This is a genomic window from Staphylococcus warneri, from assembly GCF_900636385.1.
In the GTDB taxonomy this organism is placed as follows: domain Bacteria; phylum Bacillota; class Bacilli; order Staphylococcales; family Staphylococcaceae; genus Staphylococcus; species Staphylococcus warneri.
The window spans coordinates 358,339-382,458 of sequence record NZ_LR134269.1 but is presented as its reverse complement, the minus strand read 5'-3'; the positions used below and the strand labels follow the sequence as shown (position 1 = coordinate 382,458).

The 24,120-nt window shown below is 33.1% G+C and carries 26 protein-coding genes; 7 read left to right on the top strand and 19 right to left on the bottom strand.

Going from position 1 to position 24,120, the window contains the following annotated elements:
• Nucleotides 1–45: 45 nt before the first annotated feature.
• Nucleotides 46–924 carry a LysR family transcriptional regulator gene (locus tag EL082_RS01745; protein ID WP_019236078.1) on the top strand — a complete coding sequence of 293 codons (879 nt, stop codon included), beginning with the start codon at nucleotides 46–48 and terminating at the stop codon, nucleotides 922–924.
• Nucleotides 925–979: 55 nt separating this feature from the next.
• On the opposite strand, the gene EL082_RS01740 is transcribed toward EL082_RS01745, so the two are convergent.
• On the bottom strand, nucleotides 980–1,843 hold the full coding sequence (locus EL082_RS01740; RefSeq protein WP_002466950.1) for a PhzF family phenazine biosynthesis protein: 864 nt from the start codon (nucleotides 1,841–1,843) through the stop codon (nucleotides 980–982).
• A 140-nt stretch (nucleotides 1,844–1,983) separates the two neighbouring features.
• Here EL082_RS01740 and EL082_RS01735 point away from each other — a divergent pair, with 140 nt between their 5' ends.
• The gene (locus tag EL082_RS01735) at nucleotides 1,984–2,289 is read left to right on the top strand and encodes a GNAT family N-acetyltransferase (RefSeq protein ID WP_323680459.1); all 306 of its coding nucleotides are present in this window, start codon (nucleotides 1,984–1,986) and stop codon (nucleotides 2,287–2,289) included.
• A 140-nt stretch (nucleotides 2,290–2,429) separates the two neighbouring features.
• Entirely contained in the window at nucleotides 2,430–3,236 is an 807-nt protein-coding gene (locus EL082_RS01730; RefSeq protein WP_002466978.1) for a VOC family protein, read from the top strand.
• Between the two features lie 41 nt (nucleotides 3,237–3,277).
• Here EL082_RS01730 and EL082_RS01725 read toward each other — a convergent pair whose 3' ends face one another.
• The 6 genes from EL082_RS01725 to EL082_RS01700 all read right to left on the bottom strand — a co-directional run bounded on the left by EL082_RS01725 (nucleotide 3,278) and on the right by EL082_RS01700 (nucleotide 8,839).
• Nucleotides 3,278–3,724: a TM2 domain-containing protein gene (locus EL082_RS01725; protein WP_002466965.1), complete on the bottom strand. Its 447-nt coding sequence runs from the start codon at nucleotides 3,722–3,724 to the stop codon at nucleotides 3,278–3,280.
• A 15-nt stretch (nucleotides 3,725–3,739) separates the two neighbouring features.
• Complete coding sequence (locus EL082_RS01720; protein WP_002466959.1) at nucleotides 3,740–4,612, bottom strand: helix-turn-helix transcriptional regulator; 873 nt, start codon at nucleotides 4,610–4,612, stop codon at nucleotides 3,740–3,742.
• Nucleotides 4,613–4,795: 183 nt separating this feature from the next.
• On the bottom strand, nucleotides 4,796–5,326 hold the full coding sequence (locus EL082_RS01715) for an LPXTG cell wall anchor domain-containing protein (protein WP_002466944.1): 531 nt from the start codon (nucleotides 5,324–5,326) through the stop codon (nucleotides 4,796–4,798).
• Between the two features lie 74 nt (nucleotides 5,327–5,400).
• The gene (locus EL082_RS01710) at nucleotides 5,401–6,315 is read right to left on the bottom strand and encodes a phosphate/phosphite/phosphonate ABC transporter substrate-binding protein (RefSeq protein ID WP_103286192.1); all 915 of its coding nucleotides are present in this window, start codon (nucleotides 6,313–6,315) and stop codon (nucleotides 5,401–5,403) included.
• Nucleotides 6,316–6,499: 184 nt separating this feature from the next.
• Complete coding sequence (locus tag EL082_RS01705; protein ID WP_103286193.1) at nucleotides 6,500–7,993, bottom strand: aldehyde dehydrogenase family protein; 1,494 nt, start codon at nucleotides 7,991–7,993, stop codon at nucleotides 6,500–6,502.
• 183 nt (nucleotides 7,994–8,176) lie between these two features.
• Nucleotides 8,177–8,839, bottom strand: a complete 663-nt coding sequence (locus EL082_RS01700; protein WP_002466985.1) for an NAD(P)H-dependent oxidoreductase — start codon at nucleotides 8,837–8,839, stop codon at nucleotides 8,177–8,179.
• Nucleotides 8,840–9,121: 282 nt separating this feature from the next.
• Between EL082_RS01700 and EL082_RS01695 the strand changes: the two genes are divergently transcribed.
• Nucleotides 9,122–10,114, top strand: coding sequence for a D-lactate dehydrogenase (locus EL082_RS01695; protein ID WP_015364690.1), 993 nt, complete (start codon nucleotides 9,122–9,124; stop codon nucleotides 10,112–10,114).
• Nucleotides 10,115–10,176: 62 nt separating this feature from the next.
• On the opposite strand, the gene EL082_RS01690 is transcribed toward EL082_RS01695, so the two are convergent.
• Together EL082_RS01690 and srtA are read right to left on the bottom strand one after the other, a co-directional pair.
• On the bottom strand, nucleotides 10,177–10,980 hold the full coding sequence (locus EL082_RS01690; RefSeq protein WP_002466940.1) for a Cof-type HAD-IIB family hydrolase: 804 nt from the start codon (nucleotides 10,978–10,980) through the stop codon (nucleotides 10,177–10,179).
• Between the two features lie 171 nt (nucleotides 10,981–11,151).
• The gene (srtA, locus tag EL082_RS01685) at nucleotides 11,152–11,766 is read right to left on the bottom strand and encodes a class A sortase SrtA (protein WP_002466975.1); all 615 of its coding nucleotides are present in this window, start codon (nucleotides 11,764–11,766) and stop codon (nucleotides 11,152–11,154) included.
• A gap of 225 nt (nucleotides 11,767–11,991) precedes the next feature.
• Here srtA and EL082_RS01680 point away from each other — a divergent pair, with 225 nt between their 5' ends.
• Nucleotides 11,992–12,495, top strand: coding sequence for a GNAT family N-acetyltransferase (locus EL082_RS01680; protein WP_103286194.1), 504 nt, complete (start codon nucleotides 11,992–11,994; stop codon nucleotides 12,493–12,495).
• A gap of 27 nt (nucleotides 12,496–12,522) precedes the next feature.
• On the opposite strand, the gene EL082_RS01675 is transcribed toward EL082_RS01680, so the two are convergent.
• From EL082_RS01675 to xylB, 5 genes are all read right to left on the bottom strand, one after another.
• The gene (locus tag EL082_RS01675; protein ID WP_002466971.1) at nucleotides 12,523–12,699 is read right to left on the bottom strand and encodes a hypothetical protein; all 177 of its coding nucleotides are present in this window, start codon (nucleotides 12,697–12,699) and stop codon (nucleotides 12,523–12,525) included.
• A gap of 166 nt (nucleotides 12,700–12,865) precedes the next feature.
• Nucleotides 12,866–13,765, bottom strand: a complete 900-nt coding sequence (gene sdaAA, locus EL082_RS01670) for an L-serine ammonia-lyase, iron-sulfur-dependent, subunit alpha (RefSeq protein ID WP_002450110.1) — start codon at nucleotides 13,763–13,765, stop codon at nucleotides 12,866–12,868.
• Nucleotides 13,766–13,777: 12 nt separating this feature from the next.
• Nucleotides 13,778–14,458, bottom strand: coding sequence for an L-serine ammonia-lyase, iron-sulfur-dependent subunit beta (gene sdaAB / locus EL082_RS01665; RefSeq protein ID WP_015364688.1), 681 nt, complete (start codon nucleotides 14,456–14,458; stop codon nucleotides 13,778–13,780).
• Between the two features lie 2 nt (nucleotides 14,459–14,460).
• A complete protein-coding gene (locus EL082_RS01660; RefSeq protein ID WP_002466981.1) occupies nucleotides 14,461–15,504 on the bottom strand; it encodes a PTS sugar transporter subunit IIC in 1,044 nt (347 codons plus the stop codon).
• A 921-nt stretch (nucleotides 15,505–16,425) separates the two neighbouring features.
• Nucleotides 16,426–17,904 carry a xylulokinase gene (xylB, locus tag EL082_RS01655; protein WP_002466925.1) on the bottom strand — a complete coding sequence of 493 codons (1,479 nt, stop codon included), beginning with the start codon at nucleotides 17,902–17,904 and terminating at the stop codon, nucleotides 16,426–16,428.
• Between the two features lie 201 nt (nucleotides 17,905–18,105).
• Between xylB and EL082_RS01650 the strand changes: the two genes are divergently transcribed.
• Nucleotides 18,106–18,792: an MBL fold metallo-hydrolase gene (locus EL082_RS01650; RefSeq protein WP_002466948.1), complete on the top strand. Its 687-nt coding sequence runs from the start codon at nucleotides 18,106–18,108 to the stop codon at nucleotides 18,790–18,792.
• Nucleotides 18,793–18,844: 52 nt separating this feature from the next.
• On the opposite strand, the gene EL082_RS01645 is transcribed toward EL082_RS01650, so the two are convergent.
• The 5 genes from EL082_RS01645 to pgsB are packed head-to-tail and all read right to left on the bottom strand — an operon-like array spanning nucleotide 18,845 to nucleotide 23,311.
• Entirely contained in the window at nucleotides 18,845–20,446 is a 1,602-nt protein-coding gene (locus EL082_RS01645) for a gamma-glutamyltransferase (protein ID WP_103286195.1), read from the bottom strand.
• Between the two features lie 2 nt (nucleotides 20,447–20,448).
• Entirely contained in the window at nucleotides 20,449–20,610 is a 162-nt protein-coding gene (locus EL082_RS01640) for a hypothetical protein (protein ID WP_002466942.1), read from the bottom strand.
• Complete coding sequence (locus EL082_RS01635) at nucleotides 20,600–21,673, bottom strand: CapA family protein (RefSeq protein ID WP_015364687.1); 1,074 nt, start codon at nucleotides 21,671–21,673, stop codon at nucleotides 20,600–20,602. The genes EL082_RS01640 and EL082_RS01635 overlap by 11 nt, the downstream gene beginning before the upstream one ends.
• Before the next feature lie 26 nt (nucleotides 21,674–21,699).
• Nucleotides 21,700–22,152 carry a poly-gamma-glutamate biosynthesis protein PgsC gene (gene pgsC, locus EL082_RS01630; RefSeq protein ID WP_002450119.1) on the bottom strand — a complete coding sequence of 151 codons (453 nt, stop codon included), beginning with the start codon at nucleotides 22,150–22,152 and terminating at the stop codon, nucleotides 21,700–21,702.
• Between the two features lies 1 nt (nucleotide 22,153).
• Nucleotides 22,154–23,311 carry a poly-gamma-glutamate synthase PgsB gene (gene pgsB, locus EL082_RS01625; RefSeq protein ID WP_103286196.1) on the bottom strand — a complete coding sequence of 386 codons (1,158 nt, stop codon included), beginning with the start codon at nucleotides 23,309–23,311 and terminating at the stop codon, nucleotides 22,154–22,156.
• 454 nt (nucleotides 23,312–23,765) lie between these two features.
• Here pgsB and EL082_RS01620 point away from each other — a divergent pair, with 454 nt between their 5' ends.
• Nucleotides 23,766–24,095, top strand: a complete 330-nt coding sequence (locus EL082_RS01620; protein ID WP_002466964.1) for a hypothetical protein — start codon at nucleotides 23,766–23,768, stop codon at nucleotides 24,093–24,095.
• Nucleotides 24,096–24,120: the final 25 nt, after the last annotated feature.

Below are 24,120 nucleotides of genomic sequence, written 5' to 3'. Positions count from 1 at the left end.
AAAACGAATCTTAACATTTTCAATCCATCTAAAAGGAGGTCCTACATGGAGTTATTACATTTAAAATATTTTACTTATGTTGCCGAATATTTAAACTATACTGTAGCAGCACAAAAGTTATACATTAGCCAACCAGCACTTAGTATGACCATTAAAAAATTAGAAAATGAATTAAATACGCAATTATTTATTAAAAAAGGACGTAGCATTCAATTAACAGAAAGTGGTCAACTTCTACTTGAGTCGGCACATACTATTTTTAATGAATTAAGCCAAGTCACTGATGTCATTAATGAGAATGAATCAATGCGTCTACATACCGTTCGTTTTGCAACATCTAGTAGTCGTTTTATGATGACTATATTTGACCAATTTATCGATCAATATCCAGATAATAACTTTAACATTGATATTATTAGTAACAGTGAAATGATTCAAAAATTATTATTTCAACACATTCACTTTACATTAAATACTATGGCGCTGACACATCCTCAAATTCATTGTAAACAAATTATTACTGAAGATATTGTACTCACATATCCTAAATATTTAGATGGTCAATACATTGATTTACGAGATTCTAATTTGTATAAATCATTTTTATTTTCTTCTCAAAATACAGAATTTAATCGTATGTTTAAAGAAATCTTATCTTATAAACATATAACCGTTGATAATGAAAATTATGTAGATGACCACTTCATATCCTCAGTATTATCAAAACGAAATAACTTTTCCTTTCTACCTATTTCATCATGTAGAGACCTCAACTTGCCTTATATCGAAGATGAAGAGTTTATTTTCAATCAACCTATTTATCTTTCAACTTTAAAAGATACGACCCTCAATCCGGCAAACGAAGCCTTTTTCAAGTTTATTGAAAACTATTTAATCAAACATGAAAGCTACTTTAAAATATAATAAAAAGGGTGAATTCAAACAAACTGTTTCATGCCTGTTTCAATTCACCCTTTTATTATTTATCTTCTTTTACAGTGATATAACCTTCTATAATTATATTCGAGTGTCCCCCTATTTTTAATGGTTGTTCTTGTTTTACATTAATTTTTCCATTTCTAACGATACAACAACCTTGAGTATTGGTATATTCATCGTCTTTTACTAAATCATATCGTTCAACCATCACTGCGACACAACCATTCCCACTGCCACATACTGGATCTTCATTCACTCCTTCATTAGGTGCAAAAGAACGAACTTCAAATTGAACGTCGTCTTCAGAGTCATATGAACCAAAAACTGTAACACCTGTCGTACCAGGGTAAATAAACTTACTCATTAATTCAAAATTAGGCTGTAAATCCCTTACACTTTGTGCATCTTTCAACTGAAAAGTTAACCATTCAGCACCGATATTCACTTTTGCAGCTCTTTCAATATCTTGTTTTGTAAGGTCTAAACTTTTAATAATACCGTCTAATTGTTTCACTTCTATTTGGGAAACTTTTGGTTCAGGAAGACTAAAGAATGTTTTATCTTGATCTATATCTATTTTCACTAAACCAACGCCACTCTCTTGGATTAAATAATGCTCATTTTTAGGTATCGTACCATTTTGTAATACCGCAAATGATGCCCCTACTGTGGGATGTCCTGCAAATGGTAGTTCATTATTAGGCGTAAAAATACGCAAACGATAATCTGCCAATTCATTGTCTGGCTGACACACAAATGTCGTTTCAGATAAATTCGTCCATCGTGCAATATCTTTCATTTGTTGATCCGTTAAATGATCCGCTCCAAATACAACTGCTACAGGATTTCCTTTATAAAATTCATTCGCAAATACATCCACTTGCATATATTTTAACTGTGTCATAACATCCCCACCTTAGTCATTTAATTAAATTTAGATTAGCAATTTTATTTAATGATGTAAATGATCAACAATTGTGCTTTATGTCCTAAACCGTATTGTAATATGTTTATCTTTTCCATTTAGTGATAAATATATACTATATATTCAAAAAGGAGCGATGCCTCATGGCTGAAGAAATTAAACAAGGCAATCAACGATTTTATGTTGGTGAAGATGAAAACAATGCACAAGCAGTTATTACTTTTAAATCTGTAGATAATAACGAAATTGATATTGATCATACTGGTGTTGCCGATGAACTTGGTGGTCAAGGCTTAGGTAAAAAATTAGTATATAAAGTTGTAGATTACGCACGTGAAAATAATTTAAAAATCATTGCATCTTGCCCATTTGCTAAAGCAGTTCTTGAAAAAGATGAGCAAGTACAAGATGTATATTTAGGTTAATTTTAAAGAATACTCAAATAGATGTGGGATAATAGCACCATTTACATTATTCCACATCTTTTTTTGAAAGTTTTACTTGAATATACTTTTTATACCTGTTATAATAAATATATTACAAAAGAGAAAAGCGGGGATTTAAAATGGCATTTCATGACACTACTGCAACACAAATTACAAATATCAATTTAAACGTTAAAGACTTAGATACAATGATCACTTACTATACAAATATTCTTGGATTTACAGTATTATCACAAACAGAAGATAAAGCAATTCTAGGTATTGGCAACAGTGGCCATACACTTACGATGAATGTACTTAAAGATGGTAGACAACCTGCCGCTTCAGAAGCTGGTTTATTCCATATTGCTTATTTATTACCAACAGATACAGATTTAGCAAATTTCTTATACTTCGTAGCAAATAAAGGTATGCGCATCGGTGCTGGTGATCATCTAGTGAGCCAAGCCTTTTATTTCAATGACCCAGAAGGTAATGGTATTGAAGTATATAGCGACCGCCCAAGTGACGGTTGGACTTGGAATGATGGCTTCGTTAAAATGGATACACTTGAAGTTGACGGTCCTAAATTATTATTAGAAAGAACTGAAGATGGTTGGGACGGTGCGCCTGATAATGCTAAAATTGGTCATCTTCACTTAAAAACACATAATATTGAAGAAGCTAAAGATTTTTATATTAACCAAATTGGTTTCCAACATGTATCTAAATTACCTCAAGCTTTGTTTATGTCTACAAATCAATATCATCATCATTTAGCAACTAACACTTGGCAATCAAGTAAAAAACGCGAAGATAATGAAAATAGTTACGGTTTAACTGGCTTTGATATTTATAAACCAAATCAAACTGAAGAGACTTTAACTTCACCAGAGGGCTTGACTGTACACTTGCACTCAGATCAAACTAAAGTACCTCAAGCATAATAAAAAGGTAGGACACTTTGTCCTACCTTTTTTGTTATGCTTTATTGATTTTGATTAAATTGTTGTTCTGTTACTTCTTCATTTGCCCCTTGATTAAAGTGCTGTTGTCCGTTTTGCGGTTGCGCTTGATTAAATTGACCTTGTTGTGCATATTGGTCTTGGTATGGATTATAGTTGTGATTTGAATTGTGATTCATCATTGATACTTCTTCTGTCGCATGTCGTCTAACCTTTTCCTTATTTTCCTCAATCATCCCCGGAATAAGACAAGCATCAATAATGAGCCAGATAATGGTTGGAATACCAAATGTAAACCATGCTGTCGTTAATGTTAAAATTAATAATCCTACTGCTGAGCCAGTCTTACCTAGATAAAAACGATGTCCCCCTAATCCACCTAAGAAAAACCATAAAATATACGCTACACTCATTTGCTTAGACCGATTGGTCACTTGATTCTCGATATAATTTTTTTCTTCTAAATTCATAAATGTAATCTCCCATTAATTAGTATATTGCCTTTTAATTACTTCTAAACGATTCACAAATTGATCGATTAATTGTTGTGGTCCTAACATTCTTGCTAGCGGAGCTAATTGATAGGATATGTAAAATGCATCTAAATCGGTACAATTCACTTCTACGATTAATGTATCTTCACGTTCTTCAATCATGTTTTGAATTGAAAATTGTTGCTTAAATTGTTCCCAAATTTGTTTATTAATTTCAAATGTAATAGGTGTCTTCGTATGAACATGATTAAAATGTGATTCTAATACATTGATATCGCTTATCGAACGTACAGAAATTGTTGATACTTCCTTCTTATATTCGTACGTTAACCAATAGTCATAATGCATGTACATTAGAGATAAAGGTTTGATTACAATTTTGTCGTTTTGACCCTCGATTTGAAATCTAACATTGCGTTGTTGTGTAATCGCCCTTTGTAAAGTCATTAATTGATATCCTGGCAATGATTCTTCCCTTAAATTAAAATGATTTAACACTGACTTCAACACTTTCTGATTTTCTACATTTTGGCTATTAATTTCCCTCTCGAATAAGTTAAAAATTTCCTTGTGTAGTGTTGGTGTTAAACTTTTAATCTTAATCAATAAACTTATGAGTCGTAAGCTTTTTTGATTATATGCGTCATTAATTAACTGATATCCATTAAGACGTCGATTATAAATCACTTTTGTTTGTTGAAATCTCCAAAAATCACTTTCATAAAAAAATAAATTGATCGTATTTATATCTCTTTGAATGGATTTTGAACTCACATCTGTTAAGTCTGTTAAATCTGAGGTAAGCACAACATTTTCATTTATTAATCGAGTAAATAAATTGAGTACTCGGGTCGCTTTATCCAAAACAATCAACTCCTAGTAAAATTATAAGAAATGCCATGGACACATATTGTCTGTTTGTTCTTTATTTCTAAAAAATGATATAAAAATGAGAGGAAAGTCGTGATACTTGATTCTTTAAGAACAAAGTATTGCGACCATTCCTCTACATCATTTCAAATATTTCAATGATTGAAGCGATAATACTTATGCTTGTTGCTTAAATTTGCGGCTAATCAATAACACGGCACTACCGATGACGCCTAAAATACTACTTAATATAACACCGCTATTTGAAGTTTGTTGTCCAGTTTCAGGTAATACAGTTGCTTGGCTTGATTGCTCCGGCTGTTGCTGAGCATTAGCTACAGTTTGTGGTGTTGATGATTGATGATTCATGTTTGTATTATTTTGATTAGGTTGTTGTATGTTGTTTTGTTCAGCGTCTTTAGGATACACATATTTAATTGGTAATCCAGAATGTTCGGCATTATATTGACCTTCTTTAACACGTTGTAAATACTGTTGGTACGTTTCATTACCCATTACCACGCCTACATCTGAACCTGGTCCCCCACCAAATCCTTCAGTTTCACCTGTTCTATGTTCATTAAATTGCTTTTCCGTAAATACATAAATCGGTTGTTTTTGTTCTGCAGCATGTGCTTGTCCAGTTAACACACCTGTCGCTAAAACTGTTCCTGCTAGTGTTGTTGCAATTAATCCTTTTTTCATCATCCATGACCTCCATTTGTTTAATACGCTTACAGTTTAATCAATGCAGTGGTCATGTAATGTCCTTTTGCTAAAATTTAATTACTATCTATTTTCTGTCTATATTCTCTCACTTTATCAAAGTCTTTATCATGTGCTTTTTCATAGCCTTCATGTCCATAAATTTCACTTATTACTTTTTTACCTTTATGGGTTTCACTAATATGCATAAACGCATTACTAATTTTGTCTTTCCAAGATGGGCTCATGTCACTTCTAGTAGAAATAGTATCATTAGGAATTTTATCACTACGATAAATGACTTTGGTATCTTGATATATTTGAGGATAATCTTTTTTCAAGTCTGCACGCGCATCTTGGTATGTAGCAACTGCATCCACATCATTATTTAATAAAGCAATTAAAGCTTGATCGTAACCTTTAATTTGTTTCGTGTGAATATCATTAAGTGAGATGCCTTTATCTTTTAAGCTTGACAAAGGATAAATATAGCCCGATGTTGATTCAACATCCTGTAGACCTACCTTTTTATGTTTTAAATCTTTTAAATCCTTAATATCACTATCTTTCTTTACTACAATTTGTGAGCGATAGTAGTCAACAAGCTTTTTCGTTTTATTACCTTCTTTGTCTACCAAGTAACCCTTTGATTTTAAAAGTACATCGGCAGCACCTTGATCATGTGCAATAGTATAAGACACAGGTGATATAAAGGCGACATCAACTTTTTTCGATTTTAATGCTTCAACCATGGTATTATAGTTCGTTGAAATATGTACTTTTACTGGAATACCTAATTCTTTAGAGAGTAATTTTTGTAATGGTTTCACTTTTGCATTGAGTGTCTCGCTATGTTGAGATGGAACAAATTCTACGTTTAACACTTCTGGTTTATAATCTTTCTTTTGCGTTTGTTGTTTAGAATGACTACAACCAATCAGTATTAGCATTAACGACATAAACATTAATACTAATATAATCATTTTTTTCATTTTCACTTTACTCCATAATTCATATTAATATATAAATATATTAATTGCATTATACATTATTATTAATTAAATATGTGCCTTTCTCAAAAATTTAATATTCGTTGTTATTATCATTTTAAAAATATAAATAACCCTTTCATCTACTTTGATGAAAGGGTTATCGCATGATTGATACTATGTCCTATTAATAAAGACCTTTTGTTTCGTTTGAAGTATCAATATAGATATTTTTAACTTGTTGATAGTTTTTAATGGCATCTTTGTACACTTCACGACCAATACCAGATTTTTTATATCCACCAAATGGCGCGCCTGCTGGAATTTGGTTGTACGTATTAATCCAGATACGTCCTGTTCGAATCGCTTTAGCAACATTTAATGCGCGGTTTAGATTCTTTGTAAAGATACCACCTGCTAATCCATATTCAGAATCATTGGCAATTTGAATAGCCTCTTGTTCGTCTTCAAATTTCTCAACAACAACAACTGGTCCAAAAATTTCTTCTTGTGCTAGCTGATGGCTATTGTCATTTAATTCAATAATCGTTGGCTCGAAGAAGAAGCCTTTATCTCGACCATTATCAGTAAGTCTGTGACCACCTGTAAGAATTGTTGCATTTGGATCATCTTCAGCTAATTTTACATAGCTTTGAATTTTTTCCATTTGTTCTCCACCAGTTTGACTTCCCATTTTAATATCATCTGCAAATGGATCGCCAACTTTAATGTTTTCAAAAGCTTCTTTTAATTTTGGGAGTAATTTGTCATAAACTGATGATTGAACGAGCAATCTAGAACCGGCACTACATACCTCACCTTGGTTGAATAAAATACCTAATTGCACACCTTCAATCACTTGATCAATATTTGCATCGTCAAAGATAATATTGGCACTCTTACCACCAAGTTCTAATGTTGTAGGAACAATGCGTTCCGCACCTGCTTTTGCTACACCATAACCTACATCTGTAGAACCAGTGAATGACAATTTATCGACACCTTCATGATTGAAAATCGCGTCTCCTGATTCAGAACCTTTACCAGTTAATACATTAACAACACCTTTTGGTAATACTTCTTGGAAGATTTTAGCTAATTCAATTAGTGTTAATGGTGTTGATGATGATGGTTGAATCACAACAGTATTACCTGCTGCAAGTGCAGGACCTAACTTCCAAGAAGCTAATAAAATTGGGAAGTTCCATGCCACAACAGCACCTACAACACCTACAGGTTCATGTACAACTAAACTCATCGTATTGTGATCAATTTCATTTACTGAACCTTCATCAGTTGTTAACACACTTGCAAAATATTTAAATTGATTTGCTGCCATTGGTACATCAATTGTAGATGTTTCTCTATATGGTTTACCATTTTGTAATGATTCAATTGTCGCGAATCGTTCTGCATTCTCATGAATTTTACGGCTAATTTCTAGTAAATAGTCTGCACGTTCTTCTTTTGAAATTTTACTCCAACTATCAAACGCGTTTGTAGCCGCTTCAACTGCTTTATCCACGTCTTTTTGACTTGCTTTTGCGACTTCCGCTAATTCTTCACCATTCGCTGGGTTAGTCACTGTCAGTGTTTCTCCAGTTTCACTTTGTTGGAATTCATTGTTAATAAATAATCCGTATCGTTCATCGATATAATCTCTTACGTTAATATTTGCCATAGTATCCCTTCCTTTTTAATTTTATTTGAAATACTTTCGGAAATGTAAACGTTTACTTTTTCTTATTAACATTGTAACGACTTCAATTATGAAAATAAAACAAGATGCTCATTGTTTCAAAATTTGAATCAAAAAAGACTTCTTATACTATATAAATCATAGTTTAAGAAGCCATGTGTATTTTTAGTTAATCCATTTAACTACATCATCTTGTGTTTGACGAACTTTACCATGAGGCGGTTCACCTGCACGATAACCAAATGCTGCCATAACTGAAATGCCGAAGTTTTCAGTATCTAAAATACCTTCATCTGATAAGATTTGAGTCACTGTATCTACATCAAACCCTTCAATTGGACATGAATCTATACCTAATAAAGCTGCACTTGTCATCATATTACCCAAGGCAATATATGTTTGTTTACAAGCCCAGTCATATAATGTACGTTCGTTATCATTGATATGGAATTCTGTTTGGAAGTCATCATACTTTTTATACACTGCAGGGATTGTACTCTCTTCATATCCTTTAACATTTTTCACTAAATTTTGTACATATGGTGATTGGGATGTCACATTTTTACGTGCAAAAATAAGCATGAAATGACTAGCGGAATCTAATTGTTTTTGAGCACCCCAACTATATGGTTTTAACTTATCTCGAAGCGTTTTACTTTGAACTACTACAAATTTCCAAGGTTCTAAACCTAGTGAACTTGGAGATAATCTACCTGCTTCTAGTATTGTTTCAAAATCTTCGTTTGAAATAGTTTTAGATGCATCAAATTGTTTTGTTGCATGTCTAAAATGAAACGCATCAATGATTGTTTGATTCATATCGCTCATTTATATTGCCTCCTATTCATTTCTTTATACTATAAATTATAGCTTAGTTGACCTTTCTGAAAAAATATTTGAACTGAACCCATGTGTCTTAATAATTGATTAATTAAAAAAATGTAACATCTTAATCCTTAATTTATCTTATTTAAAAGAAAAATTAATATTTCTCTTGATTTGTGAAAAGTTTCACAATATAATGTGATTGTAAGTTTCAGTCTTACTTATATATTTTATATTATTAGTTATTTTTAGTTTTCTTATATTTGAGAAATGAGGTAAACAATGATGACAAGAATTATGTTTTTCGGTACAAGAGAATATGAAAAGGATATGGCGTTAAACTGGGGTAAAAAGAATAATATTGAAGTTACTACGTCACCTGAGTTATTAAGTAAAGAAACCGTTGATCAACTTAAAGATTATGACGGTGTTACTACAATGCAATTCGGTAAACTTGAAGAGGAAGTTTATCCTAAACTAGAGGAATATGGCATTAAACAAATTGCACAACGAACTGCTGGCTTTGATATGTACGATTTAGAATTGGCTAAAAAGCACAATATTATTATTTCAAACGTGCCTAGCTATTCACCTGAAACTATTGCGGAATATGCTGTATCTATCGCATTACAATTAGTACGTAAATTCCCTGCAATTGAAAAACGTGTACAAGATCATAATTTCACTTGGGCTGCGCCTATTATGTCACGTCCAGTTAAAAATATGACTGTAGCCATTATAGGGACTGGTAGAATCGGCGCTGCAACAGCTAAAATTTATGCTGGCTTTGGAGCTAAAGTTGTGGGTTATGATGCATATCCAAATGAATCATTAGATTTCATTGAATATCAATCATCTGTTGAAGAAGCTATTAATGGTGCTGATATCATTTCATTACATGTACCTGCTAATAAAGAAAGTTATCACTTGTTCGACAAAGCGATGTTTTCTAAAGTCAAAGAAGGTGCAGTACTAGTAAACGCCGCTCGTGGTGCTGTGATCAACACACCAGATTTGATTGATGCTGTTAATCACGGTCCATTATATGGTGCGGCTATTGATACTTATGAATTTGAAGCACCTTATTTCACATTTGATTGGACAAATAAAGAAATTGAAGATGACACATTATTAGAACTCATCGATAATGAAAATATTTTAGTTACACCGCATATTGCATTTTTCTCTGATGAAGCTGTACAAAACCTTGTTGAGGGCGGTTTAAATGCATCACTATCTGTAATTAACACAGGTACTTGTGAGACACGTTTAAACTAAAATCACATATCAAAGACGCGTTGTAGTGATCTAAACCGATGATCAACACAACGCGTCTTTGATTATTTAAGATTAAGTACTACATTTTCAATTGTAGTTAATACCCCTTGGTCATCATTACTTGGCGCGACGTCATAAGCTATATCAAACAACGTTTTATCCTGACTATTTTTCATCACATAACTATATTGAGCTAACTCTAACATATCCTTGTCATTATTCGCATCACCAAATGCCATCAATTCTGAAGGTTGCATTTCCCAAACGTCCAATAGTCTGGCCAATGCTTGTCCTTTCGTCATATTGGGCATAATGATATCGATACTATCATGCCCACTCGATACTAACTTAATTGTATTTGGAAAACGTACTTTTAGTTCTTCATCTAAATGTGGATGTGTCTGCCTATTAATATTTAACGCGATTTTTACAAATTCATCTTCAGGTAAATCTTCTAATTGCGTAATTTCATTTAATTGATGATAGTAGAATCGTGTATCTTCTTTAAATGCTTCCGGTGTATCTTCTAAAATATAAGCACTTTCTAATCCACATATTACCATTTGATCAATCTGTCTATCTTTATGTAGATAATCAATCACATCTTGGTAATCTTGATGATTAAAACTGCGATATTGATATAATGCATTGCCTTTATAAATAACAGCACCATTTTCTGAGATAAAGAACATATCCCTTTCACCAAATATTGACTTCAATTTAGCATATTGGTTTCCACTCGCTGCTATAAATTCAATGCCTTGTTCCTTCAACGCTTTAAATACACGTTCGAATCTTTCATGATCATATTGTTTATTTGAGTCTAAAAATGTCCCATCCATATCAACTGCAATTGCCTTAATCACGTGTAGTCCCCCTCATCCAATCTTTACGTTCATTATAGACAACAATTCAAAAGTGATGAAGATTCACGGTACATCCTGAAACTATATTCAGACTTTGAAATTTCTTTCAAGACAGAAAAAATATAAAAACTGAGACACCATTTGTTGATGTCCCAGTCTATACTAATTGGATTAATTAATCTGTTTAGCTACAAATATTTTACGTTTTTCCCAAACGCCTGTATTTTTGTTGTAATTATCACAAGTAATTAATGTTAATTGATTTTTCTCGCCTTTATGTTCGTCTAAGACTTTAACATCAGATGGATCAACATCACGGATACTTGTCATTTTATATTTTCGAGTCTCATTTCCTACTTTGAAATACACTTTGCTGCCTTTTTTAGCTGCTTTTAAATTTGTAAACTGATAATGTGGGCGATCGGTAAATGTATGTCCTGCAATAGAAATGTTTTGATCTGTTAATGATTCGTTACCTTCAGCAAAACTTACACCACGATTTAATTGTTCAGGTGTAGCAGGTCCTGGGTAAACAGGTTCCTCAATTTCTGCATCTGGCACTTTAATATAACCTGCCATCTTTGATTTATCTTTAGGGATTTCGGGTGCTTTATCCTTAGATTGACTACTATCGTTACTTTCTTTTTTATCATAATTTTCGATTTTATCGTTATTATCCTTTTCATGTAGATAATTATCGATATGAGGTTTAGCAAATAAGTAAATTGCTACTAATATTAATACAACACCAACTATAGTTAGTAATCGATTGGTCCATTTCTTCATATATGTTACTCCTTTAGTTAAATACAATGAAAATCATTTCAGATTTAGCTATTTCTATATTTTGATATCAGTATATCATTAAATATTCATATTACATAATCTTTGAATAAAGTATTCAATTCATTGAATGATGTAAAATCCATTAAATATTCTTATAAGGATGTCATTACGTATGTCTTGTTTTTAGTTTTAAATTAGTATCTAATAGTTATTGAGGTGACGAACATGATAAGACAAGCACAACAATCGGATTTAACTTCAATACTAGATATTTATAATGACGCTATTATCAATACGACTGCAGTATACACGTATCATCCAACTACTATAGAGGAAAGACAGGCATGGTTTAAACATAAACAACAAAACGGTGATCCTATTTTTGTATTTGAAAAAGAGGGTATCGTACAAGGTTTTGCAACTTATGGCCCTTTTAGAAATTGGCCTGCTTATTTATATACCATCGAACATTCTATTTACATTCATCCAGAATATAGACATCATGGTATTGCATCACAATTGTTATCAAAACTGATTGATGAAGCTAAAGACAATCATTACCGCATACTAGTAGCAGGTATTGATTCCTCTAATAAAGGTAGTATTAAATTGCATGATAAATTTGGCTTCATTCACTCTGGCACAATTAAACATGCTGGGTATAAATTTGACCAATGGCTCGACCTTGCATTTTACCAACTTGATTTGTACAACGTAAAAAGAGATTAAGTAGGAATTGACTTCCATGACTTAATCTCATTGATTACCTCTGTTTTCAATAACAAAACGAATATAGTAAAACATGAACACAATGATCATACTTAGCGATAATGATTTGAATAATAAATTCACCCAAGTTCCCTCTGTCGTCCACAAATACGTTATCGTTGTGTTAATGATGAATGCTATAAAAATTAATGTTAATCGTAGCATTGCATCAGCCCCTTTTAAATTATTTTAGTGATAGGGCTGAACTTTTGCAATGAATTTTTTTAATTTTTAGAAAAATAAATTTATTACTTTCCTGCTCATTAACTCTATTATATGAAAAAAGCACTCAAGAGCTTATGTACTCTTAAGTGCTTAATGATACAAAATATTATTTGTTTTTCACCATATCTTCAGCTTCGCCAAAGATTTTACGTTTAATTTCTTCACCAGTTGGCGTACCTGCTAGACCACCTAAACCAGTTTCACGTAATGATGCTGGTAAGTTTCTACCAATTTTATCCATAGCACTGATAACTTCATCAACTGGAATTCTACTTTCTACTCCTGCTAATGCAAGGTCTGCTGAAATCAATGCATTGCCTGAACCAATGGCATTACGCATCACACATGGGATTTCAACTAAACCTGCAACTGGGTCACATACTAGACCAAGTAAATTACTAATTGCTAAAGCCATAGCATGGCCTGAAGCTTCCGGTGAACCACCGAAAATTGATACTGCTGCAGCTGCGGCCATTGCAGATGCTGAACCAACTTCTGCTTGGCAACCACCTGTTGCTCCTGCCACACTTGCATTATTAGCTACGACTCTTCCGAATAATGCAGCTGTGAATAAGAAATCAATCATTTGATCTTCTGTAATATCATGTGTTTTTTCTAATTTAAATAATACACCTGGGATAGTACCCGAGGAACCAGCTGTAGGTGTCGCACAAATAATACCCATTGCTGCGTTAACTTCATTTGTAGCAACTGCACCTTTAACCGCTTCAATCATTTCATGTCCCGATAGTGCATGATTATTTTCATTATAGTCACGAAGTTTTGCTGCGTCATGTCCTGTGTAGCCAGTTACACTTTCTACACCTTCGCCCGTAGTACCTTTAACAACAGCATCTCTCATAACATCTAAGTTTTGTTTCATGTTGGCACGCACTTCATCACGAGTAAGACCTTTAAGTTCCATTTCTTCTTGGATCATGATATCTGCAAATGCCATATCTTTTTCTACTGCATAATCTATTGTTTCTCTAATTGAATCAAACATCTTGAATCCCCCTTAATTAATATAGGAAACGTTAAAATCACTGTATTTTTCTCTAATTGTGTCTAATGTTGATTCTTTGATTGATTTATTCAATGGCAGAACCACTAAACTTTTATCATCATTAACTTGTGTTAATTCATCTTTGTATTCAATTTCCATATCGTTTAAGTCATTAATCAAATGATTAATTTGTGCTTTATCAGCAGGACCATCAACTTCTAAAATAGGTAACCCGTGGTTCATTTCTACTTCTAGTCCATTCACATGGATACCTTTAAGCTTGATTGTTCCGCCACCAATTGAAATACCAATGACTTCGATATGACGTCCATTTGCATCATCAGCTTTAATGTAGGCACAGTTTGGATGTTGTCCAATACTTTCACCTTCATCTTCAATAATTTCAACAGCGATGCCTTCGTCTTTAGCGATGTCTAATGCTGATTTAATTCTGTTATCAAATGTACTGTAGCCCATTGCACCGCCAACTACAGCTACGTCTGTTCCGTGTCCTTGATGTGTTTTAGCAAAAGATTCATAATAACGAATTTCTAAGCTTTTAGGCACATCACCTAAAACAGCTCTTGCTGAGTTACCGATTTTTACTGCTCCGGCTGTATGAGAACTTGACGGTCCCATCATAACTGGACCAATAATATCGAATGCACTTTGATAATCATAGCTTTTAGCCATCATTAAACACTCTCCTTAACTTGGTTCTTTCTGCTCGGTACATTTAAACTTAAATTCATTAAGTTAAATTTCTTGATAATTGTACTCATGATTAATGCCAATATGATACTTACGATTGCAACAATGACAATTGTAATAATTGCTTTCATTGGTTCATTAAATCCAAATAAGACAATCGCGCCGGCAATTGGTGTGGCCATACCTTTTACGCCGATCACTACGCCCATAAATGTTACGATACAAGCATTTACCATTCCAATTAATGCATTCGTTCCATATAGTTGTACTGGATATTGAGCAATTAAATCAATTTGTGTTAATGGTTCGATACCTACTGCAAATGCTTTAGATTTACCACCAATGTGTAATCGACTAAATAAGACATAATTGACGAATGAACTTCCCATACATGTCATTGCACCGATTGCCATTGGTACTCCTGTTAAACCTAATAAGCTTGTTAATACCATTGAACTTAATGGTGTCATACCTGTAACCGGTATAACTAGTCCTAAAATGATTGCTAGTGCATAAGGGTTATTGTCGCCAACTGAAGTAACCGCACTACCAATTTGTTTAAGTGTTGCCATAACTCCTGGTGTGATCACGCTTGCTAAACCAAATGTAATTGCTGGAGCCAATAAAATAACAACAATTAAATCTAGTCCTTCTGGAACTTTTTTCTCTATTAATTTAATTCCAAAAGCTACAATATACGCTGCAATAAATGCTGGTAATAGTTTAAAATCATGTAACACTAAACCAACGATAACTGCGAACACTGGAGATACGCCTAAGTTTAAACAAGTAAGTATCCCTACTGCTATACCACTTAAACTTCCTGCTAAATCACCGATTTCTTGTAAAAATTTGATGTGGAATACGCCACCAATTGCATAACTTAAAAACGCTTGAGGTAAAAACGTTGCACATGCAGCCCCCGATAAAGCTTGCAATCCTTGTTTACCGTAAGGTGCAAATTTTAAGAATAGCGTCATGATGATAAGTACTAGTACAAGTGTACCCACTCCTAAGATAATATTCATTTCCCCAAAACCTCACTTTTTTATTTTTAGGCCATAGTTATCGTACACCCTTAAGAAAGCGATTTCAATAATTAAAAAGATTTAAATAAGACTAAATTGTGAAATGTTTCACGAATTAATTGTATAATTCATATTTAAAATGCAAATATACACTTTATCAGTAATTTCCCTTGTATGTTGCATTCTACATGAAAAATCCCGGCGATGTAAACTTACTCTTTTCAACTATATTCTCTCAATTATTTCGACGACCTTTCTATTCTAACGCTTATACACTTATTTTGTAACAAATCGCTCACAATTTTTTAGGGTTTCTTACCATAAATTTGTGTAAGAAACCCATAAATATGAATGTTATAAATTTGAGTGAGGTTTTACATCAATTACACTTGATGTTTTTGAGTTTATTCAATTACTGTAATCCCTTAACTATGTCAAGATTGTCATTAACTGGTGGCCCTCTTCCCCTTTTTATATCATACGTCATATTCGGATGCTCCTCTCTGGCAAATTAAGGATCCTTTTGTAGAAGATTAAGGATAGTGGTTGTTGGAATAGTATTTAAAAATTTCAAATTTAAATTTAAAGATGTGAATGTCTATTAGATAGCTTGAGTAGAAAGGATAAGTTTTTAAATGTGGATAGAAAATTGTTACTGTATTAAAAATGAGTGGTGTAAAGCAATTCTAATACTGAAGTTGTAAGTGATAAAAAGGAGTCTATTTAAGTTGATTGATACGATTTTCGAGGAATAATGTAGTTTTAAAATAAAACGAAGTATTTTTATATGTATATTAAACGATTTTAAATTAATTTTGTCAATATAAAATTTCAGATTTTTCTAATAATTACACAACACGCTTCTTTAGTATAAAAAAATAGTAGATTGGAAGCCGTCTATTTGTTCCAATCTACCTCGTATTATTTGATAAGTTTAGCCGTCATATCTTTAGTATGCTTGTACATATCTTTATAAATATTATGGTAATACTCGTATTGTTGATGCTTATCCGTATTAGGTTTAAATACATTCTCTACCTGAATGAAATCATTAACGCACTCTTCAAATGTTTGATACCAACCTAGACCATATGCCGCTATGATGGCTGCCCCCATGCTAGGCCCTTCTTCATGTTTTAGCTTCTTAACTGATGTATTAAACACATCTGCTTGTAATTGTAACCAAAAATCACTTTTCGCGCCGCCTCCAATAGAGATGACGGTATTAATTTCATTGCCTGCTTGTCGAATAAGTTGTATAGAGTCATATAATGAATACGTGATACCTTCAATCACTGCTCTAACGAAATCTGCCTTAGTATGTTGACCACTTATGCCTATGAAACTACCGCGAATCGTTGCATCACCATGAGGTGTACGTTCACCTGCTAAGTATGGTGCAAATAGTAAGCCGTTCGCGCCTATCGTAGATTGACTTGCCAACTGTATTAGTTGATCAAAACTTTCTTCTTCAAAAAAGGTATGTTTTAACCAATTAAAGCTATATCCAGCAGCTAAAGTTACACCCATTGCATAGTAAGTTTGCGGTATCGCATGATTAAAGAAATGTAGATTATTATCATATTCTGTTACGCTTTGATGTTCGACATTTAAAATCACACCGGATGTCCCAATACTACATAAGGTCTCTTTATCATGTATCACACCAGCACCTATGGCTCCACATGCATTATCACCACCACCTGCAAATGTAGCTACATCTTCATTTAAACCAAGCTCCTCAGCAATTGTAGGTAAAACGTTACCTGTAAATGCATGTGAATCAACAAGTGGAGGATATATATCACCAATTTCAAAAGTATCTCCTAAATCTTTAGTCCATTGATTCGTCTTTGGACTCAATAATAATGTACTTGCAGCATCACTATATTCCATGTGTATGTTACCTGTGAGACGAAAACGTAAATAATCTTTCGGTAACATAAAGTAATCTACATTTTTCCAAATTTCAGGCTCTTGTTGTTGTACCCAAAGCATTTTAGGTAAAGTAAATCCTTCTAAAACTGGATTTTCATTAACTCTATGACCGAATTTATCGATGATTTGTCGACATTGTTCAGAGTTTCTAGTGTCATTCCACAGAATTGCATTACGCAAGACGTGTCCCTCTTTATCAACAATGACTAAACCATGCATTTGACCTGAAAATGACATTCCTTTGACAACATAACCTTCCATTTTAGATGATGACATTAATGCTAAAATCGCTTTTTTAGTTGCTTGGAACCAAGCTTCAGGATCTTGCTCACTATATCCACTTTGCTCTTGGATTAATGATAATGGCGCATTCTCAGACTCAATGACGTCCCCTTGTTGATTAACAGCTATTACTTTGATTGAACTTGTTCCTAAATCGATACCTAATACAACTTCTTTCAAATGGCACACTTCCTTTATCTATAATCATTTGTCCATTATGATATTCATCAACATATGTCAGTCTTATAACTACCTTATTCCAGTACTCATCACTATCTTAATATACACCTTTCATACTGTCTATTTTAGCTTTTTTATGATTAATTCTTTATATAAAGGGGTAATTTTGTAATTATTAAATAATTAAAGGGATGAATTATAATGACCAATCAATATAAAGATAATCAATCACAACCATATAATCAATTACACCAAATTGCTCAAGGACTTTATGCAACGCCAACAACTCAATTACCTTTTGATCCTCGTTTTGAATTTAAATCATTTATTTTAGAACGTGAAGGTGACAATATAGTCATTTATCACTCTGGTCATTTAAAAGACGTTCAACCAGACATTCAACAATTGGGAGGCGCTGCTAAAGTTTTAATGAATCATGATCATGAATCTTTAGGCGGCCCTAATCAACTTGATATACCGTATATCATACACCAAGATGATGCCAAGGCACTCACGCGCTCAATAGCAATTCAAGATTATTTCAATGAACGCCAAATGTTATATGATGATTTAGAAGTGATTCCTACACCAGGACATACACCTGGTACGACGATGTTTCTATGGGATAACGGTGAGCATCGTTACTTATTTACTGGCGACTTCTTATGTTTCGAAGGTGACTCATGGCGTACTGTTATATTAGGCTCTAGTGATAGAGAACGCTCGATTCAAAGCCTTGAATTGATTAAAACGTTAGACTTTGATGTGCTCGTACCTTGGGTTTCTATTAAAGAAGGTCCATTTGCTTATTTTGTTGAAAATGAAGAGGAAAAGCAACAACAAATTCAAAATATTATTGACCGTGTCCGTAATGGAGAAAATAGTTAATATTGAAAAAAGACGTGGGCCTTTGCCTCACGTCTTTTTTAATAGTATTGCCTTATCTGTTACCAACGTCAGATCCGACATCTACCTTTTTGTTTTTCTTATCATACACAGCGCCTTGAACACTACCAAAGTTTGGATCGTTACGCTTTTCTTTCACAGCATATCCCATACTCTTGAAGATGTCTAAATCTTTATCATCAATCGAATTTTCATAGTAAATCGTGCCACCATCATTATAGAAACGTGGTTTATCTACTGCTTCTTGTAACGTACCGTCACCTCTTAAATAATCGACTATGACTTCATTTAACATCGTTGGAATCTTGTTACCACCTGGTGTACCGATACCCATATAGAAATCTGTACCAACGATGATAGATGGTGAAATAAATGAACGTGGTGCTTTATGCTTTTCACCATAGTTTGGACTTGATGGTGATTTAGAGAAGTCGCCTAATGAGTTATTCATATAGAAGCCTTCTTTCATAAAGTCACCAGAACCAAAGTAACTTGATAACGTGTTTGTTGTACTTGCAACTTTACCTTGTTTATCAATCACAACAAAGTGTGTTGTACTGGTGTTATCTGTTTGGATAGGATTGAAATCACTACCACCTTCGCCTGCTGTACCAACATTGACTTTATTAAGTTCACCTAATAAGTAGTCATCAGATAAATGTTCTTCACTACTTGGCTCTGCGCCATTAACAACATCACGGTTACTATACATGATATCTCGGGATTCCAAGATACCTTTAATATAGCTATTTCGATCAGCGGTATCTTGATTTTCCTTTTCATCAATTTTCAGACCTTGTAGTGTTAATGTCCCACCTAGTGGATTAGATGCTGAATAAACTTTGTTACCTAAATAATCTGTACTTACTGGTTCTTTCTTTTCAGTCTTAAATGTCGTAAAGTCTTTTTCAGTTAGTTTATTATCTAGTTGTTTAGAAACGCTTTTACCTACATCTTTGTAGAAGTAATCGGGACCTTTGTCACGTATTTTAGTTAACGTATCTGCTAGTTTTTCCTGTTTTACAACATCGCCTTCACGCACTGTTTGTTTACCTTTAAAGAATGGTGAATTTCGATCAATTTTAGAACCATATATTTTCAAGCTACGCTCTAACTCTGAATCGACTTCAAATCCATCTTTAGCAAGTGGAATAACGTAATCAAAGAGTTTCTTCTCATCCATCTTACCTTCTTTTTCATGCATATCATGCATCCCTCTTACAAACCCAGGGGTACCGATTTTATCACCTTGTTTAAAGTTATAAGAAGAATACGTTTTATATTCGTATAAGTTTGGTACTTGGCCATCTTTACCATCGTACGTTAGCGTTGCGCCACCGCCACCTAATCCAGATGAATGTGGCTCAGTCACTGCTAATGCATATGACACTGCAAATGCTGCGTCTGTTGCATTACCGCCATCTTCTATTACTTTTTCACCTATTTTTGTAGCAATTGCATTATTGGATGCAACACCATAATTTTTAGTTCCTGGCTTTTTATGATTAGCTATTTTATTTTCATATAGCTTATCTTTATCTACCTTTTCATCTGAGGTGAAGTAATAAAAGACAAACGAAATAATAATGGTAATAATTAAAATGACAGTCAAGGTTGCTTTATTATATATGTTCATTCCTAACTGGCCCCTTTTGAAAGATATTGCTGTTCTCCATTTTTCAGTTCTTGTTGTTCATAACTATCTAAACCTTCATTCGCTCTTGCAAATATGACGAGTAGGAAAATGATGACGACTATAATAACGACAGTAATGGGTAGCCAATGTTTTTTAATATTCAAATGTATAACCTCCATCGTCAGCTTTTTTAAGATTGATTGACTGATCTTTAATATTATTATGAAAACGTTTATGATCCATCTTATTCATATCATCTTGTGAGATTTTACCGTCTTTAGATTGTATTGGTGTAAGATGGAACTTATGTTTTTTACCTTTCCAATCATCTTGAACAACCATACCTTTTTGGTTTTTAGATAGGAAATCATCTGAAGTCGTATTTCCTAGGCTATAAAAAATAGGTGTGTTTTTATATTTTTCAACTTTTTGAATAACTGAATTATGACCGATAATGACATCAGCACCTGCTTTTGATAACGCATGTGCATATTCTCTTTGACGATCTGTAACATTTCTTTCATTAGGAATGCCCCAATCGACATTAACAACGACGTAATCATTATTTTCTTTTAACTTTTTGATTAATGGATAAAAAATATCAGGATCTAAACTAATAGACGTCGTATTTTTTAGCGGCTCTGCATAATTGGATTCAACATCTGTAAAAGATACATTCGCAATTTTCTTACCTTTAATATTTTGTTGAATTGTTTTACTGTTGATTGGGTTTGAACCATTACCCGTTAAGAAGTTGTATCCTGCTTGCGATTCTACTTTTTCCATTAAGTCTCTAGCTGTAACATTGTCGGCTGTTTGGTTAATTAAATTGACACTTTTAATATTTTGTTTCTTTAAGAACATGATATTTTCTAAATTCTTTTCAATTTCTTTCTTAGGATCATTTGAAAAGTCATTAACTAATAGCGATGCTGTTGAGAAATCACTATTTTTCAACGGATCTTGCAAACCAGAAAAGACGCTATTGAGATTATTTTGGCGAATATGTTTATTTAATGTAATGTTACCTAAATATGTCATTCGGATACTACTAGGATCTTTCGCATCACTCTTAACTGGTACTACTTTGACCGCGCGAATAGCGAAGACTATTAATACTAAAGCGATAAGTAGGACGATGGCTGTATACAACGTATTTCTACGCTTATGTCGTTTAGATTGTTTGAGCAACCATTCGCTTGGCGTTAATCGTTTTTTCTTTTTCATTGTTATTACGCGCTCCTTGTTCTTGATTAATTAATAAAACTGTATAAGAACAAGATGACATATGTAATACATGTTAATAACATAGTAGATGATAATGTTATTACAACACCTTGTTTTTGAATTGTGTTAGCGATGATACCAGGAATTACTACCCCAATACCGGACACTTCGACCATTTCAAATGGGGTCAATGGATAAATCAAATCAAATATAAACTTCAATACCATACCTGTTAGAATCATGGCTGCGAACTTTCTTCTACCATATAAAATAACCCATTTACTAATACCATTATTTACAATGAAGAATGTTAAACAACTAATAATAAGTACTGATAACAGCATGATGGGTTGATCAAAAATTAAAGCTAAATAACCTGGTACAACCAGTCCTGCAGGGTTAATACCAAATTTCTCAGCAAAAATAAGACTGAGAACGACACCTACAAATAAGGAGAAATATAATTCTGAACCTATCATTTTATTCTATCCCTTCTATGAATTCCGCTATTCTTCCACCTGGGCCGTGGATATTACCTACACAAAAGACAAGTGCATTGTCCGATTCTTTCATAATAGCTTTTTCAATTTCTGTAAAATCTTGTCCTTCAAAGTTCAAATATCTTTTGTCTGGTAAACGATGCATTAAATCTGATACCATCTGTGTACTTTTTCCGGTACAAATCAACGTATCGTAATCAATATCTTCTAAGAAATTATCAACAAATAGTTGTGTTCTATCGATTCTGTCAGATCGACAATTTAAAATGACCACTTTTTTCGTATAAGGATAATTGTATGATTCCACCTTATTTAAAATAGCTTTAGTGGATTGTGGTTCGTTGGCAGCAAACGCATTAACAAATACATTTTTAGTGTTATTGGCATGGAAGTATTTAATTCTTACAGCACCTGGATCTGCTGGCGCATTTAACATACCTTCTAAGGCTGTCTCACTGTCAATGCCAACTGCTTGAGCAATACCTAATACGATAGCTACATTATCTGGAAAAACTAAATAATCAAACTTTCTTAAGTAAGACTCTGGTATTTGTTCTTTGTCCACAACGATTAATTCTGTTTTACGCTTTTTGACTTCTTTAGCGAAAAATTCTGTAAATTCATCTTTCATTACTACTAATTTACCTTTATATGGAATAGTTGCCGTGAATGATTGAGCAACATCTTGTAAAGTTGGACCTAACACATCCATGTGGTCTTCCATAACATTGACAATAACGCCAATATTCGCTTTTACTAAATCCTTTTGGAAAGTAATTTGATAATCTGGATTAACAGCCATACATTCGTTAACAAGTGCATTCGCCTTTTGTTTAACAACTTTACGAATGATATCACGTTGCTCACCAATATTGGCGCCTTGAGGTTTTCTAATCACTGGGTACTCTTTTTGGGTAAACCAGTACATCATTCTTGCGTCAGTTCCTGTTGTCTTCCCTATGACTCTATAGTGGTCTTCTCTAAGCACACTATACGCCATTCGAGTTATTGTTGATTTACCTCGAATACCATTAATGTTGATACGTATAGGGATTTTCTTAAGTCGATTCGCATGGCGGTTTTTCTCCTTAATGCCTAGCCATAGAATCAACACGACACATACTATTATGAGAATCACGCTGTAATCCCTCTCTTTTCTATGTATATTGAATTATAAATGGAACAATACATGTAGATTTACATTTAAATAAAATAAGATAAATACAAATTATTCAAACGTTTCCATCACTATAAAGTCTATAAAAGTTATTAATTAAAAGTCAATATATTTTAAATATTAGCTTAAAATTCTTTGTCGAAAATGCTTAATCTACTACTTACTAGTAGTAGCCTATCATTTGGTTATTGACTCAGTTTTAATTCTATTAATCAAAGATTAAAAATATGTAAAGGAATGTAAAGGTATAGTTCGTGATTTAACAGATAAGCTTACATTATTAGCAATATCAATAGATGCACGTGTTTGTGCCAACATTTGCTTAAGTTATATATTTTTTACTAGGAATTTACACTATCTTAAAAATTAAGTGTTACATTAAGAGTGTAGTTACTCAGACCTTAGGAGGAGAAGAATGCAAAAGTCAGTTAAATTCGCTATCGGTATTTATTTGGCGATTATCTTAATTGTGACAACTTTATACTTATCATTCATTCTAATTGGGAGTTTACAAGGGAAAGACATGACTAATTCTGTATTAGATACAGATCATACGAAGATAAACAATAAAACTCGTAATAGCGATGAAGCCGTCAACACTTCTCTAAAAAATGAAGAAGCTTCATCAAAATCTCATTCATATACAGCAACAAATTATAAAAATGTAGATACAAATGACAATAGTAAGCATCAAAATGAACATATAGATAACAAAACAGCGAATTCAAATTATCAAACATACTGATAAATGAATTCGCTGTTATATTCCA

What these genes read in the sequence shown, in the direction of transcription:
- EL082_RS01620 (WP_002466964.1), top strand. Translation starts at nt 23,766, where the DNA reads ATGCAAAAGTCAGTTAAATTCGCTATCGGTATTTATTTGGCGATTATC.
- EL082_RS01730 (WP_002466978.1), top strand. Translation starts at nt 2,430, where the DNA reads ATGGCATTTCATGACACTACTGCAACACAAATTACAAATATCAATTTA.
- EL082_RS01740 (WP_002466950.1), bottom strand. Translation starts at nt 1,843, where the DNA reads ATGACACAGTTAAAATATATGCAAGTGGATGTATTTGCGAATGAATTT.
- EL082_RS01645 (WP_103286195.1), bottom strand. Translation starts at nt 20,446, where the DNA reads ATGAACATATATAATAAAGCAACCTTGACTGTCATTTTAATTATTACC.
- EL082_RS01680 (WP_103286194.1), top strand. Translation starts at nt 11,992, where the DNA reads ATGATAAGACAAGCACAACAATCGGATTTAACTTCAATACTAGATATT.
- sdaAA (WP_002450110.1), bottom strand. Translation starts at nt 13,765, where the DNA reads ATGTTTGATTCAATTAGAGAAACAATAGATTATGCAGTAGAAAAAGAT.
- EL082_RS01710 (WP_103286192.1), bottom strand. Translation starts at nt 6,315, where the DNA reads ATGAAAAAAATGATTATATTAGTATTAATGTTTATGTCGTTAATGCTA.
- sdaAB (WP_015364688.1), bottom strand. Translation starts at nt 14,458, where the DNA reads ATGGCTAAAAGCTATGATTATCAAAGTGCATTCGATATTATTGGTCCA.
- EL082_RS01660 (WP_002466981.1), bottom strand. Translation starts at nt 15,504, where the DNA reads ATGAATATTATCTTAGGAGTGGGTACACTTGTACTAGTACTTATCATC.
- EL082_RS01695 (WP_015364690.1), top strand. Translation starts at nt 9,122, where the DNA reads ATGACAAGAATTATGTTTTTCGGTACAAGAGAATATGAAAAGGATATG.
- EL082_RS01650 (WP_002466948.1), top strand. Translation starts at nt 18,106, where the DNA reads ATGACCAATCAATATAAAGATAATCAATCACAACCATATAATCAATTA.
- pgsC (WP_002450119.1), bottom strand. Translation starts at nt 22,152, where the DNA reads ATGATAGGTTCAGAATTATATTTCTCCTTATTTGTAGGTGTCGTTCTC.
- EL082_RS01725 (WP_002466965.1), bottom strand. Translation starts at nt 3,724, where the DNA reads ATGAATTTAGAAGAAAAAAATTATATCGAGAATCAAGTGACCAATCGG.
- EL082_RS01700 (WP_002466985.1), bottom strand. Translation starts at nt 8,839, where the DNA reads ATGAGCGATATGAATCAAACAATCATTGATGCGTTTCATTTTAGACAT.
- EL082_RS01635 (WP_015364687.1), bottom strand. Translation starts at nt 21,673, where the DNA reads ATGAAAAAGAAAAAACGATTAACGCCAAGCGAATGGTTGCTCAAACAA.
- EL082_RS01715 (WP_002466944.1), bottom strand. Translation starts at nt 5,326, where the DNA reads ATGATGAAAAAAGGATTAATTGCAACAACACTAGCAGGAACAGTTTTA.
- srtA (WP_002466975.1), bottom strand. Translation starts at nt 11,766, where the DNA reads ATGAAGAAATGGACCAATCGATTACTAACTATAGTTGGTGTTGTATTA.
- EL082_RS01675 (WP_002466971.1), bottom strand. Translation starts at nt 12,699, where the DNA reads ATGCTACGATTAACATTAATTTTTATAGCATTCATCATTAACACAACG.
- EL082_RS01745 (WP_019236078.1), top strand. Translation starts at nt 46, where the DNA reads ATGGAGTTATTACATTTAAAATATTTTACTTATGTTGCCGAATATTTA.
- EL082_RS01705 (WP_103286193.1), bottom strand. Translation starts at nt 7,993, where the DNA reads ATGGCAAATATTAACGTAAGAGATTATATCGATGAACGATACGGATTA.